The organism is Ornithinimicrobium sp. CNJ-824 (genome assembly GCF_001942405.1).
In the GTDB taxonomy this organism is placed as follows: domain Bacteria; phylum Actinomycetota; class Actinomycetes; order Actinomycetales; family Dermatophilaceae; genus Ornithinicoccus; species Ornithinicoccus kibberensis.
This window is the reverse complement of sequence record NZ_MKKA01000006.1, coordinates 70,696-84,568: the sequence shown is the minus strand read 5'-3', so window position 1 is coordinate 84,568 and position 13,873 is coordinate 70,696. Positions and strand designations below refer to the sequence as shown.

Here is a 13,873-nt window from a genome sequence, read left to right as displayed (position 1 = left end):
CTGCCGCGGCCCGCTCGGCGGCCGCGGCCTCCTGCGCCGCCGCCTCCGCCCTCCGCCGGGCCTCCGCGGCGGCCTGCTCGTCGGCACGGCGCTGCGCGTCGGCCTCGGCCTGGCGCTGCCGTTCGGCCTCGCGCTCGGCAGCCCGCTGCCGGGCCCGCTCGTCGGCCGCCTGCTGGGCCGCGGCCTCCTCCGCCGCCTTCCGCCGGGCCTCCTCCTCGGCGGCCTTGCGCAGCGCCTCCTCCTCGGCCTTCCGCGCGGCCTCGGCCTCGGCCTTGCGACGGGCCGCCTCCTCGGCGGACTGGCGCTCGGCCTCGGCGATCCGCTCCACCTCGGCCTGCTCGTCCGCCTTGAGCCCGTGCCGGGTCTCGGCCAGGTCGGCCAGCTCGGCGGCCAGGTCGTCGGAACGCCGCTGCTCCTCCGTCAGCTCGGCGGCCACGCGGGCCTTCTCCTCCTCCAGGGCGGCCTTCTCCCGGGCCTGTCGTGCCTCGAGCTCCTCCAGCTCGGCCCGCACGGCGTCGGCCTCGGCGCGAGCCTCCTCCTTGGCGACGACCACGGCCTCGGCCCGGGCGAGCAGGTAGGCGATGTCGTCGCGCACCCCGGCGAGCCGGTCCTGCTCGACCACGTGCTGGGCCTCCTGGTCGGCCAGCGCCCGGATCTGCTGGTCCTGCACCCGGAGCACGGTGCGGGCCATCGACATCTCGTCGACCGCGTCCGACTCCCCGGAGAGGAGCTCGAGCGTGGAGGCGAGCGACCCCATACCCCCCTGCTTGTAGCTCTCCCGGGCGATCGCCCCCACCGTCTCCCGGCTCTGCGCCTGCTCCGCCTCGTTGGCGTCGAGGCGCTCCCGGATCTGCTCCTCGTCCGCCCGGGCCAGCCCCAGCTCGGTCTCGATGCGCCCGGCCTCCGCCTCCGCGTCCGCCAGGTCGGCCTCGGCCTCGGCCAGCGCCACGCGGGCCGCCTCCACCTGCGCGGTGGTCCGGTCGAGCCGTTCGCTGGCGGCCACGAGCTCCTCGCTCGTGTGGTCCAGCTCCTCGTCGAGCTCGGCGGCCTGCGTGCGGGAGCGCTCCTCCGCCTGGCGCTTGCGCTCCTCCTCCGCCTCGACCCGCTCGATCCGGTCACGGATCTCGTCGAGGTCGTCGGCGAGGGCGGGGCCGGCGACCATCACGCCGGCCAGCGCCAGGGCGAGGACCCCGCGGACCCGGGTGGCTGAATACCGACGGCGCCCCCGGACCGGGGACTGGTGGACCGAACCGCTCATCGTGCTTCTCCTCGTGCTGTCCACGGGCTCAGACCCGCACGTGCCGGTGCAGGGCCAACCACGCGGTGACCACGGCCAGCAGGAGTGCCCCACCGACCAGGAACGGGGTGATCAGCCACAGGTCGCGCTCGCCGACCAGGCTGATCAGGCCGCTCTCCCCCGCGAGCAGCTCGGACAGGAACCCGGTGACGCCGTAGCGCACCGTGGCCCACAGCAGACCGACGGCGAGCGCGGCACCGAGCAGGGTCGCCACGACGGTCTCCAGGATGAAGGGCAGGTGGATGGAGAAGGCAGAGGCCCCGACCATCCGCTTGATCGCCGTCTCCCGCCGCCGGGTCCAGGCGGTGAGCCTGATCGTCGTCGAGATGAGCAGGACGGCGCACACCACCATCGCCACGGCCAGCGCCAGCGCCCCGACGCTGAGGACCCCCAGGAAGGTGAACAGCTTGTCCACGACCTCGCGCTGGTCCTCCACGCTCTCCACCCCCGGGGCGTTCTCGAAGGCGGCCCGGATCACCTCGTACCGGCTGGGGTCGGAGAGGTTGACGCGGAAGGACTCCGGGATCGCCTCCTGGGGGATGGAGTCGATGACCGGACTGTTGCGGAACTGCTCGCGGAAGCGCTCGTAGGCCTCCTCGTTGGACTCGTAGAAGACCTCAGTGACCAGCGGGCTCAGGCCCTCCAGGTCCGCCCTGACCTGCTCGCGCTGCTCCTCGGTCACCCCGCCCTCGCTGCACGAGGCCACCTCGGTGGCTCCCGGGGTGCAGAGGAAGATCGAGACCTCGACCTTGTCGTACCAGAAGCCCTTGGCCGTGCTGACCTGCTGCTGGGCGAGCAGGCCGATGCCGAGGAAGAAGAGCGAGACCATCGTCACCAGGACCACGGAGACGACCATGGAGACGTTGCGGCGCAGGCCGTTGCCGATCTCGCCGAGCAGGAACCCAGGTCTCACGGCGCCACCACCTGCCGGTAGCCGCCCTCGGCCTGGTCGCGCACCACCCGGCCCTCGTGGAGCTGGACGACCCGCTTGCGGAACTGGTCCACGATCGAGGTGTCGTGCGTGGCCATGAGCACGGTCGTGCCCGCCCGGTTGATCCGGTCGAGGATGGCCACGATCTCGCTGCTGGTGTCCGGGTCGAGGTTCCCGGTGGGCTCGTCGGCGAGCAGGATCGGCGGCTTGTTGACCATGGCCCGGGCGATCGCCACGCGCTGCTGCTCGCCGCCGGAGAGCTCGTGCGGCAGCCGGCGACCCTTGTCCTGCAGGCCGACGAGCGCGAGGGTCTCGGGCACCCGCTGGCGGATCTCGTGCCGCCGGGCACCGAGCACCTGCAGCACGTAGGCCACGTTCTGCGCGACCGTCTTGCCGGACAGCAGCCGGAAGTCCTGGAAGACCGTGCCGATCTGCCGCCGCAGCAGGTGCACGCGACGCTGCGGCAGCTCGCCGAGGTCGTGCCCCGCCACGAGCACCCGCCCGGAGGTGGGTGCCTGCTCCACGATGACCAGCCGCAGCAGCGAGCTCTTGCCCGAGCCCGACTGCCCCACCACGAAGCAGAACTCGCCGCGCGTCACGTCGAGGTCGACGTCACGCAGCGCCCAGGGGTCGCCCTTGGCGTAGCGCAGGCTGACGTTCTCCAGGGTGATCACGCGGACGGGCTCCAGGGGGCGGTATGCGGTGCTGCTGGGACTGGGGGAACGTGTGTGACGGGCGGGTGGTCGGCGATCACGGTAGCCGAGGGAGGCGGGTCGACCAAGGACCCTCGCCGGGACCGTCGGGATCGGGCCCGTCCAGGGTCGGGTCAAGGAGCGGTCGTGACCGGGTAAGGCCTCGTTCAGGACTCGGTCAGGAGTTGGTCAAGACCCTGGAACCGGGGGCCGCGGGTGCCTACCTTGCGACAGGACCCGCGGTCGTTCCGCGGGCCTTCCACCCGTCAAAGGAGACGTACGACGTGAGCACCAGGAAGATCGACGACCGGGCCGCGCGGCTCGGCCGCAGGACCACCCGACGCACGCTGGCCGTCACGGCGACGGCCGCCGTCGTCCTCGCCGGCATGGGAGCGCCGGCCCTGGCCAAGGGCCAGGGCGGTGAGAACCACGGCAACCCGAACACGAGCAAGAAGATCACCCAGGCGGTCGACCTCGACAACGTCTGGGCGCACCTGGAGGAGTTCCAGCGGATCGCGGACGAGAACGGTGACAACCGGGCAGCGGGCACGGACGGCTACGAGGCCAGCGCCGCCTACGTCGAGTCCACGCTGGAGGCCGCCGGCTACGAGACGGAGCGGCAGTACTTCACCTTCGAGCAGTTCTCGGTGCGGCAGGGGGACCTGACCGTCGAGGACCCCCCGCTGGGGGCGATGGACAACATCGTCATGAGGTACAGCCCCAGCGGCTCGTTCACCGGCACGCTCGCAGCACCCTCCGTCGCCACCGGCTGCGACGTGGGCGACTGGACCGGCTTCCCCGCCGGCAGCATCGCACTGGTCGGCCGCGGAGCCTGCTCGTTCGCGCAGAAGACGGAGCACGCCGCAACCGCCGGGGCCGGGGCGGCGATCATCTACAACAACGCGGCCGGAGCCCTGAACGGCACGCTCGGGGACCCCGGTGAGGACTACGTGCCCGTCACCGGCATCAGCCAAGCCGACGGCCAGGGGCTGCTCGAGGCGATGAGCGACGGCCCGGTCACGGTCACCGTCGAGATCGACACGGTCCTGGAGGAGGTCGAGACCTTCAACGTCCTGGCCGAGACGCCCCAGGGTCGCCCCGACAACGTCGTCATGGTCGGCGCGCACCTCGACGGCGTCGACGACGGCCCCGGCATCAACGACAACGGCTCGGGCTCCGCGGCGATCCTGGAGACCGCCGTCCAGCTGGCCGAGGTCAACAAGCTCAACAACCAGGTCCGGTTCGCCTGGTGGGGTGCCGAGGAGCACGGCCTGCTGGGGTCGTGGCACTACGTCGAGGACCTGTACGCCAACGACCCCGACTCGCTCGACGACATCGCCACCTACCTCAACTTCGACATGGTGGGCTCCCCCAACTACGTCATCGGGGTCTACGACGCCGACGAGTCCACCTACGCGGCACCCGTCGAGGTCCCCGACGGGTCCATCGAGACCGAGGACGTCTTCACCGACTACTTCGACTCCATCGGGCAGCCATGGGTGGACACGATGTTCTCCGGGCGCTCCGACTACCAGCCCTTCATCGCGGCCGGGATCCGCTCCGGCCTGTTCACCGGGGCCGACGGCACCAAGACGGAGGAGGAGGTCGAGATGTTCGGCGGCACCGCCGGCATCACCTACGACCCGAACTACCACACACCGGCGGACGACCTGTCGAACGTCAACCCCGAGGCCCTGGACATCATGAGCGACGCCATCGCCCACGCCACGCTGTCGCTGGCCCAGGACACCTCGGAGGTCAACGGCAAGCGCAGCGCCGGCAAGTCCGGCAAGCCGCACCCCGGGGGACCCATGCCGGTCGAGGACGCCCGCGAGGCCGCCTGACAGGCTCGGCACGACACCGCACGACGGCGGGGTTCACGCAGCAGCGTGGGCCCCGCCAGTGCGTCCGACCCGGCACGGAGACTCGGCGCGACATGGTCCCAGAGGATGAGCCGGGACCGGACCATCAAGCGGTAGCGTGGCCGCGTCCCCGACTGCCCAGGCACCTTCGCCCGGTGCTGGCGGTCCTGTCTTCGACGGAGAAGAGCAGCATGCACCTCACGACACGCCTCAGGCGAGGGCTGGCCGCAGCGGCCGGCACCAGCCTGACCCTCACCGGCCTGGTCACTCTCGCGCCCATGGCGCACGCGGCCGGCACCACCCTTGTCATCAACGAGGTCTACGGCGGCGGTGGCAACTCCGGCGCCACCTGGACCAACGACTTCGTCGAGCTGTTCAACGGCACCGACACGGAGATCGACCTCACCGGTTACACGGTTCAGTACTACTCCTCCGCCGGAGGTCCTGGAGGCTCCAACAACACGTGCGTGTTGGCGGGCAGCGTCGCCCCCGGCGACCACTTCCTGACTCAGCAGGCGGCGGGGAGCGGTGGCACGCAGGCCCTGCCCGCCCCGGATGCGACGTGCGGGGCAACCATGTCCGGGACGAACGGGATCGTCCGTCTCTTCGACACCGACGGGGCTGTCGTCGACACAGTGGGGTACGGAAGTGCCTCCATCTTCGAGGGGACAGGGACTGCGCCGCGTCTGAGCAACACCACCTCGGCCAGCCGCACCGACGGCATCGACACGGACGACAACGCAGCGGACTTCACGAGCGGGACCCCGACGCCGCAGAACAGCGGTGGTGGCGGCGAGCCGGAGCCCCCGCCGGAGCCGGTGAAGGCGACCATCGCCGAGATCCAGGGCACGGGCGACACCACTCCGTACCTCGATCAGGAGGTCATCACCACCGGGGTCGTGACGGCGGTCTACCCCACCGGAGGCTTCAACGGCGTCTACATCCAGACGCCTGGCACCGGCGGCACCGCCAAGGTGCCCGGTGAGGACGCGTCGGACGGCATCTTCGTCTACAACGGCTATGCCGGGCGCACCCTGGAGATCGGTGACTGCGTCGACGTGGAGGCGACCGCGATCGAGTACAACGGTCTCACCGAGCTGTCTGATGCCTGGGTGGAGAAGATCGACGGCGGTTGTGCGCCCGTCACCGCGACCCCGCTTGACACCCTCCCGGCCACGGACGCGGAGAAGGAGGTCTACGAGGGGATGCTCGTGCACCCCGAGGGCGCCTACACCATCACCAACAACTACCAGCTGAACCAGTACGGGCAGATCGGCCTGGCCATGGGCGAGGAACCGCTCTATCAGGCCACCGACGTCGTCGAGCCGGGTCCGGAGGCCATCGCCTACGAGGCCATGAACGAGGCGAAGTACATCACCCTGGACGACGGCTCCAGCTGGGACTACCTGCGCAACAGCACCGCCCAGTTCTCCCCGCTGCCGTACCTGGCGCAGGACGAGCCGCACCGCACCGCCTCGCAGGTCACCTTCGACCAGCCGGTGATCCTGGACTACCGCTTCCAGTGGAACTACCAGCCACCGGTCAGGTCGTCGGTGCCGACAGTGTCAACGACCCGATCGTCTCCGAGGACGACCGGGAGTATGTCGTGCCCGAGGTCGGCGGCAACCTCCAGCTGGGCGCATTCAACGTGCTCAACTACTTCAGCGACCTCGGTGAGGACGAGCCCGGTTGTGACGCGTACACCGACATCTACGAAGACCCGGTCGCGGCGAACTGGTGCGAGGTCCGCGGCGCCTACGACCAGGACAGCTTCGAGGACCAGCAGGCCAAGATCGTCACCGCCATCAACAAGATGGACGCCGACGTCCTGGGCCTCCAGGAGATCGAGGCAAACTCGGCCCTGTCCTACAAGGACCTGCCGCGTGACACCGCCATGGCGGCCCTGGTCGAGGCGCTGAACGAGGACGCCGGCCGGACCCGGTGGGCCTTCGTGCCCTCGCCGGTCGGACAGGTGCCGAGCAACGAGGACATCATCCGGACCGGGTTCATCTACGACCCGAGCACGGTGCAGCTGCTCGGCAGCTCCCAGATCCTGCTGGACGACGCCTTCGCCAACGCCCGCTACCCGCTGGCGCAGAAGTTCAAGGACGTCCGGACCGGCAAGCCGTTCGTGGCGATCAACAACCACTTCAAGTCCAAGGGCTCCGGCGAGGACGACGGCACCGGCCAGGGCCGGGCCAACCCCTCCCGCGAGGAGCAGGCCCGTGCGCTGACCGCGTGGACGGAGGAGATGTACGAGGACGAGGCCGTCCTGCTCATGGGTGACTTCAACGCCTACAGCAGGGAGACCCCGGTCCAGATCATCGAGGCCGCGGGCTACACGAACACGGCCAAGACCGCGGAGCCGGCCTCGGCGACCTACCAGTTCGGGGGTCGCCTGGGCTCGCTGGACCACATCTTCGCCAACGAGGAGGCCATGCGTCTGGTCACCGGCGCGGCGGTGTGGGACATCAACGGCGACGAGTCGATCGCGTTCCAGTACAGCCGGCGTCTGTACAACGTCACCGACTTCTACCGTGACCACGAGTTCGCCAGCTCCGACCACGACCCGACCCTGGTCGGCCTGGACACGGGGAACCGTGGCAAGGGCAAGGGCGACGACAAGGGACGGGACAAGCCCAACCCCGGCAAGGGAAAGGGCGGTAACTGACGACCGTCAAGCCCCCTCCCGGCATGGACCGGCGGGCGGCACCCAGACCGGGTGCCGCCCGTCGGCGCGTCAGCCGCGCCGGACCAGGCCGCGCACCTTCTGCATACCCTCCCGGACCACGGCGGCCGGTCGCGCGGCCCGGCCGGGGGCGGTCGCGGCGGCGACGAGCCGGCCCTTGAGCCCGTCGAAGGGCGGGTAGAGCACCCGCAGGGTGTCCGGGCCCAACGGCTTGTCCAGCACCGACCGGTGGTGGCTGAGCTCCTCGACCGACGCCCGCCCGTGGTAGCTGCCCATGCCCGAGGCCCCCACGCCCCCGAACGGCAGCTGGGCCGCGCCGACGTGCACCACGGTGGCACCGAACGCCATGCCGCCCGAGGTGGTGCGGCGGGTGAACGCCTCCCTGACCTCCTCGCGCTCGGAGAAGACGTAGAGCGCCAGCGGATGGTCGCGCGAGGCGATCTGCTCGATGGCCTGCTGGTGGTCCGCCACGGTGACGACCGGCAGGACCGGGCCGAAGATCTCCTCCTGCATGATCGGTGCGTCCGGGTCGACGTCGGCGACCACCGTCGGGGCGAGGTAGCGCTCGTCGGCGTCGTGCTGGCCGCCGACGACCACGGTGCCGCCGGCGCCCTCGAGCAGCTCGACGAGCCGGGCGTGCTGCCGTGCGCCGACGATCCGCCCCAGGTCCGGGCTCCTGCGGGGGTCGTCGCCGAAGAACTCGTGCACCGCCGCCACCAGCTCGGCGAGCATGCGGTCCCGGGCCGTGCGGGTGACCAGGACGTGGTCGGGGGCCACGCAGGTCTGCCCGGCGTTGGTGAACTTGCCCCACACGATCCGCCGGGCGGCCACGGCCAGGTCGACGCTGTCGTCGACGAACGTCGGGGACTTGCCGCCCAGCTCGAGGGTCACCGGCGTGAGGTGCTCGGCCGCGGCGCGCATGACGATGCGCCCGACCCGGCCCGAGCCGGTGAAGAAGATGTGGTCGAACCGCTGCTCCAGGAGGGCGGTCGTCTCCTCGACGCCGCCGGTGACGACCCGGGCGACGTCGGCCGGGAAGTACTGCGGCACCAGGCGCTCGACCAGGGCGGCGAGGCGGGGCGTGTGCTCGCTGGGCTTGAGCACCACGGTGTTGCCGGCCGCCAGGGCCCCCGCGACCGGGGAGACCAGCAGGTTGAGCGGGTAGTTCCACGGCGCGATGACCAGCACGACGCCCTTGGGCTGCAGCTGCACGTGGGCCCGGGCAGGTCGCAGGGTCAGGGGCAGCGACACCGGCCGGGGCGCGGTCCACTCCTCTAGGTGGGCCAGCAGGTGGTCGATCTCCTCGACGCTGACGTAGGTCTCGGTCAGCCGGGCCTCCAGCCGCGGTTTGCCGACGTCCGCGGCGACGGCCTCGACGAGCTCGGCCTCGTGCTCGACGAGCAGCCGGCGCAGCGCGCCCAGCTGGGCGCGGCGCCAGTCCAGGCCCGCGGTGCTCCCCGAGGTCACGGTATGCCGCAGCGCGGCGAGGTCGGGCGCGGTCACGGTCACGGTCACGATCAGTCCTGCGCGCGTTCCTGGCCGCGCTTCCAGCGGATCCCGGCCTCGATGAAGTCGTCGATCTCGCCGTCGAAGACCGCGTTGGTCGATCCGACCTCGTGCCCGGTGCGCAGGTCCTTGACCATCTGGTAGGGGTGCAGGACGTAGGAGCGCATCTGGTCGCCCCAGCTGGCCTTGACGTCGCCGGCCATCTCCTTGCGCTCGGCGGCCTCCTCGGCCTGCTTGAGCAGCAGCAGCCGGGACTGGAGCACGCGCAGCGCGGCGGCCCGGTTCTGGATCTGGCTCTTCTCGTTCTGCATCGAGACCACGGTGCCGGTGGGGATGTGGGTCATCCGCACCGCCGAGTCGGTGGTGTTGACCGACTGCCCGCCGGGGCCGGAGGAGCGGAAGACGTCGATCTTCAGGTCGTTCTCGGGGATGTCGATGCTGTCCGTGGACTCGATGAGCGGGATGACCTCGACGGCCGCGAAGCTGGTCTGCCGACGCCCCTGGTTGTCGAACGGGCTGATCCGCACGAGCCGGTGGGTGCCCGCCTCGACCGCCAGGGTGCCGAACGCGTAGGGCACCTTGACCTCGAAGGTGGCCGACTTCAGCCCGGCCTCCTCGGCGTAGGAGGTGTCCAGCACGGTCGTGGGGTAGTCGTGCCGCTCGGCCCAGCGCAGGTACATCCGCATGAGCATCTCGGCGAAGTCGGCGGCGTCCACGCCCCCGGCGCCGGCGCGGATCGTCACCACGGCCTCGCGCTCGTCGTACTCCCCGTTGAGCAGGGTGCGCACCTCCAGCTGCTCGACGTCCTTGCGCAACCTGGCCAGGTCGCGCTCGGCCTCCACCATCGTCTCGGCGTCGCTCTCCTCCTGGCCCAGCTCCACCAGCGCCTCGAGGTCGTCGATCCGGGCGTCCATGCCGGTGACCTTGTCGTGCTCGGCCTTGGCGCGGGACAGCGAGGAGGTCACCTTCTGCGCGTGGTCCACGTCGTCCCACAGGTTCGGCGAGGACGCCTCGGTCTCGAGCTCGGTGATCTGCTCCTGCAGCCGGTCGAGGTCGGTGACGTCCCGCACCGACGCCATCGTCGCGCGGAGCTGCTTGATCTCGTTCTCGAAGTCGACTGCCACGAGGGTCAAGCCTACGCGCTCGGACCGGGCGGACCGACCCGCCCACGGCATACCCTCGGGCCCATGGAGCAGAACCGGACCGACGACCAGGGTCGACCGGAGCCACCGCTGGTGGCCGACGAGGCGGCCACGCTGCTGGGCTTCCTGGAGTTCCAGCGCGCGACCCTGGGGTGGAAGACCCGGGCCCTGGACGAGACCGGACTGCGGCGCAGGCTGGACGCCCACCCCTCGCGGCTGACGCTGGGCGGGCTGCTGAGCCACCTGGCCTGGGTGGAGGACTTCTACTTCGCCTCGGGCGCCGCCGGCACACCGATGCCGGAGGAGTGGCAGCGCTCCGACGACGGGTCCGACTTCGTGCGGGCGTGGACCTCGGCGGACACGCTCCCGGCCGACGAGGTCAGGGCCCGGTGGGAGCGCTCGGTGGCCCGGTCCCGGGCGGTGGTGGCCGACCTCCTGGGGCGCGGCCCCGACGCCCTGGACCGGACCTACCCCGCCTGGGACGGCCAGGAGCAGGTCACCCTGCGGTGGCTGCTCACCCACCTGGTGGAGGAGTACGCCCGGCACAACGGCCACGCCGACCTGCTGCGGGAGCTGGTCGACGGGCAGACCGGGGAGTGAGCGGCGGCGCCTCTCAGGCGATGGCCACCAGGCGGCCCGACGCGGAGGTGGCGACCGCCTCCTGCAGGTAGGACAGCGCCTGCCGGGCCGTCCACCCCTCGGGATGGCGCTGGATGAGCACCTGCGCGCCCTCGAGGTCCTGCCCCAGCGTGACGAGGGTGTCCTCGACGTAGCCGTCCTTGCGGTGCTGCCCCAGCCCGATGTTGGCCATCAGCCCGTTGCACAGGCACTTGCGTCCGACCGTGTCCTCGGGCTCGCCGCCCTTCTTGAGGTACATGTGCACCGGCTCGGAGGCGCAGCGGTAGCCGATCTCGCCGTCCTCGCGCTCGTAGGGCTGGCGCAGGTAGGACAGGTCGCACAGACGCGGGCGGGCCTCGTAGACCTCGACCTGGCTGGCGGTGCCCTCCAGGGTGGCCACCTTGAAGGGGAAGCCGGTCGGGCTGGCGCGCGGGTCGTTGCGCACGTCCAGCTCCCCGGCCCGCAGCCGGTCCAGCATCTGGGCCCGCACGCCGTCGGCCAGCCCGGAGTCGGTCGACATGGCGAACAGCGTGCCGACCTGGACGCCGACGGCGCCGGAGGCCACGGCCTCGGCGACCCGCTCGGGGGTCCCGAAGGCGCCGGCGAGCCAGAACGGCAGGCCCAGCGCGGCCATCTTCTCCAGGTTGGCCTCGTCGCGGGCGCCGTAGACGGGCTCGCCGTGCTCGTCGAGCTGCATCCTGCCGCGGGGCGGGGCCGAGTGGCCGCCGGCCGGAGGACGCTCGACGACGAAGCCGTCGGGCCGGATGTCCGGGTCACGGTGCAGGTAGGACGCGAGCTGGTCGACCGAGACGATCGCCAGGAAGTCGGGCCGGACCAGGGCGGGCAGGTCCTCCCCCAGCAGGTCGACCGGGTCGACCTGGACGTGGCGGCGCAGCGTGCCGCCGGCCACGTCGGCGCTGATCCGTCCGGGAGTCCCGGCGGCCAGCGCCCGCAGAAGGGCGGGGATCTCCCGCGGGATGCCCGCGCCCATGAGCACGTAGTCGACGCCCGCCAGCATCGCGCCGAACAGGGCGGTGGGGGTGGCCATCTGCACCTTCTCCAGGGCGTTGATGCCCACGAGGCCGTCGTGCCCCTCCTTGGCCAGCCACACCTCGGCGAAGTTGCCGAGCACGCCCAGCTCCTGACCGGCGCGCGCCGTCTGCAGCGTCAGCTTGGGGATCGGCTTGTAGGGCGTGCCCGGGCGGCGACCACCCTCGATGAAGTACTTGCCCAGCACCCGCTCGACCATCGCCTGCGAGGGGAAATGTGCGAGCGCCCGCCGGTAGTGCCCGCCCGGGTCGCCGTCCTGCAGCACGCGGGAGAGGACCGCGTCCATCGCGGTGCCGGACACGACCCCGAGGTGGCCGGCGGTGGAGACCTGGCGCGCCAGGCGCCACCCGGAGACGGCCACCCCCATCCCGCCCTGGATGACGACGGGGCGGCGCCGCCCGGTCCCACCCGGTCCCGGCTGGGCGGCGGGCTCGGGCGCGCCTGAGGGCGCGGCGGGGGCCGGCTCGGCAGGACGGGGGTATGCGGCAGCGACTGCGGGCATGCGGGGGGTCACCTTCGGGTCGGGTACCTACGCAGGCGTAGGTTTCGGTTCCGTAGGTTACGTTAACGTAGGTCGCTGGGGCCTGTCGCCCCCGACGACGGGGCCCGACGGAGCGGACTCCCTCTCGCGAACCTCCCACCTGCTGGCCGATCCTGGCGTACACTTGATGTTCACCAGTTGTTCACCTGACCGGAGGTGCGACATGCAGGCGCGCAGCCCCATGTACGAGCACACCCTGCGCCGGGTCCAGCGCGACCTGACCGAGCGCTTCGCCGCAGGCTTCAGCGCCGAGGAGGTGGCCGAGGTGGTCGCCCGGGGGCGGCGGCAGCTGGAGGAGAACGGGCGCCACCCCGAGTTCATCCCCGCCCTCCTGGAGCACTGGGCCCGCGACGAGCTGCTCGCGACCGCCCGCGCCGAGGGTCGGCCGCTCTCCCCGCTGCCCAAGCTGCTGTTCGTGTGCGAGCACAACGAGGGCCGCTCGCAGGTGGCGGGGGCCCTGGCCGAGCACCTCTCCGGCGGGCGGGTGCTCGTGCGGTCGGCCGGCGTCCACCCGACGGGCCGGCTCAACCCGCACGCGGTGACCGTCCTGGCCGAGCGGGGCATCGAGCTGCGCAACCCCCTTCCCCAGACCGTGCACGCCGACGCCCTCGACGCCGCGGACGTCATCGTGCTCATCGGTTGCTGCCAGGAGGAGGTCGACCACGCCGGGCGCCGCGTGCTCCGCTGGGACGTCGACGACCCCTACGCCCAGGACCTGCAGACCGCCCGGCGCATCGCCGACGAGCTGGAGAAGCGGGTCCGCGCCCTCCTCGCGGACCTCGAGGTGCCGGTCGTCGACGGTCGGGAGACAGCCCGGGCCGCGTCCTGACGGTCGTGGAGCACCTGCCCCGGACGTGACCGACCGGGGTCAGGCCAGCTCCACCCGCACGCCGTGCTCCACGAGCCGGAACGTGACCTGCGACAGGTCCCGCACCACGGCGTCGGCCAGGGGCGCCAGCTCGTGGACCTCGCTCGTCGTGGTCACCGCGAGGGTGGCCGCCCGGGCCGCCCGACCGGCCTGCAGGCCCGCCGGTGCGTCCTCGACGACGAGGCAGCGGGCCGGGTCCACGCCCAGCTTCCGGGCGCCCAGCAGGAAGGGCTCCGGGTCGGGCTTGCCCCGGGTGATGTCGTCGGCCGTCACGAAGGCCGCGGGAGGCGTCAGGCCGGCGGCGTCCAGCCGCAGGACGGCCAGGTCGCGACCGGCCGAGGTGACGATCGCGGCGCGCCCGCCCACGGCGGCGAGCGCGTCCCCGGCCCCCGGCAGCGCGACCACGCCCACGGCGTCCTCGAGCTCGCGCCGGTCGATGTCGGCCGTGGCCGCGTCGACGTCGAGGTGGGGCGCCACGCGGGAGACGATCCCCCGGCTGGGCACGCCGTGGAAGCCGACGAGCTGCTCCAGGGGGATGCCGTGGTGCTCGGCCCAGGCGGTCCAGGCCCGCACGACGGGCCCGCGGGAGTCGATGAGGGTGCCGTCGTTGTCGAACAGGACGGCCTCGAAGACGGTGGTGGTCAGGTCGACCGTGGTGGCAGGCACGGGCCCATCCT

10 protein-coding genes and 2 pseudogenes are annotated in these 13,873 nt (G+C 71.9%); 5 read left to right on the top strand and 7 right to left on the bottom strand.

The window, feature by feature from the left end; all coding sequences use genetic code 11:
• From BJF81_RS02895 to ftsE, 3 genes and pseudogenes are all read right to left on the bottom strand, one after another.
• A pseudogene (locus BJF81_RS02895) lies at nt 1-1,258 on the bottom strand (hypothetical protein); the annotation flags it as partial.
• A gap of 28 nt (nt 1,259-1,286) precedes the next feature.
• A complete protein-coding gene (ftsX, locus tag BJF81_RS02890; protein WP_075957074.1) occupies nt 1,287-2,210 on the bottom strand; it encodes a permease-like cell division protein FtsX in 924 nt (307 codons plus the stop codon).
• Nucleotides 2,207-2,902 (bottom strand): cell division ATP-binding protein FtsE, encoded by a 696-nt coding sequence (ftsE, locus tag BJF81_RS02885; protein WP_075957073.1) that lies wholly within the window; start codon nt 2,900-2,902, stop codon nt 2,207-2,209. Before ftsE ends, ftsX begins: the two co-directional genes overlap by 4 nt.
• 302 nt (nt 2,903-3,204) lie before the next feature.
• Here ftsE and BJF81_RS02880 point away from each other — a divergent pair, with 302 nt between their 5' ends.
• From BJF81_RS02880 to BJF81_RS02870, 3 genes and pseudogenes are all read left to right on the top strand, one after another.
• On the top strand, nt 3,205-4,764 hold the full coding sequence (locus BJF81_RS02880; RefSeq protein WP_342447056.1) for a M20/M25/M40 family metallo-hydrolase: 1,560 nt from the start codon (nt 3,205-3,207) through the stop codon (nt 4,762-4,764).
• Nucleotides 4,765-4,856: 92 nt separating this feature from the next.
• Nucleotides 4,857-5,369: pseudogene (locus tag BJF81_RS20730) on the top strand (lamin tail domain-containing protein); the annotation flags it as partial.
• A gap of 935 nt (nt 5,370-6,304) precedes the next feature.
• Nucleotides 6,305-7,453, top strand: a complete 1,149-nt coding sequence (locus tag BJF81_RS02870) for an ExeM/NucH family extracellular endonuclease (protein WP_342447055.1) — start codon at nt 6,305-6,307, stop codon at nt 7,451-7,453.
• A 69-nt stretch (nt 7,454-7,522) separates the two neighbouring features.
• Here the strand turns inward: BJF81_RS02870 and BJF81_RS02865 are convergent, their stop codons facing one another.
• Both BJF81_RS02865 and prfB read right to left on the bottom strand, forming a co-directional pair.
• A complete protein-coding gene (locus tag BJF81_RS02865; protein ID WP_075957070.1) occupies nt 7,523-8,986 on the bottom strand; it encodes an aldehyde dehydrogenase family protein in 1,464 nt (487 codons plus the stop codon).
• A 2-nt stretch (nt 8,987-8,988) separates the two neighbouring features.
• Nucleotides 8,989-10,101, bottom strand: a complete 1,113-nt coding sequence (gene prfB, locus BJF81_RS02860; RefSeq protein WP_075957069.1) for a peptide chain release factor 2 — start codon at nt 10,099-10,101, stop codon at nt 8,989-8,991.
• A 63-nt stretch (nt 10,102-10,164) separates the two neighbouring features.
• Here prfB and BJF81_RS02855 point away from each other — a divergent pair, with 63 nt between their 5' ends.
• Nucleotides 10,165-10,719, top strand: a complete 555-nt coding sequence (locus BJF81_RS02855; RefSeq protein ID WP_075957068.1) for a DinB family protein — start codon at nt 10,165-10,167, stop codon at nt 10,717-10,719.
• A gap of 13 nt (nt 10,720-10,732) precedes the next feature.
• On the opposite strand, the gene BJF81_RS02850 is transcribed toward BJF81_RS02855, so the two are convergent.
• Nucleotides 10,733-12,289: a nitronate monooxygenase gene (locus BJF81_RS02850; protein ID WP_342447054.1), complete on the bottom strand. Its 1,557-nt coding sequence runs from the start codon at nt 12,287-12,289 to the stop codon at nt 10,733-10,735.
• Nucleotides 12,290-12,491: 202 nt separating this feature from the next.
• Here BJF81_RS02850 and BJF81_RS02845 point away from each other — a divergent pair, with 202 nt between their 5' ends.
• Complete coding sequence (locus BJF81_RS02845; protein WP_158068600.1) at nt 12,492-13,157, top strand: arsenate-mycothiol transferase ArsC; 666 nt, start codon at nt 12,492-12,494, stop codon at nt 13,155-13,157.
• 39 nt (nt 13,158-13,196) lie between these two features.
• Here the strand turns inward: BJF81_RS02845 and BJF81_RS02840 are convergent, their stop codons facing one another.
• The gene (locus BJF81_RS02840) at nt 13,197-13,862 is read right to left on the bottom strand and encodes an HAD-IA family hydrolase (RefSeq protein WP_237769979.1); all 666 of its coding nucleotides are present in this window, start codon (nt 13,860-13,862) and stop codon (nt 13,197-13,199) included.
• Nucleotides 13,863-13,873 lie beyond the last annotated feature (11 nt).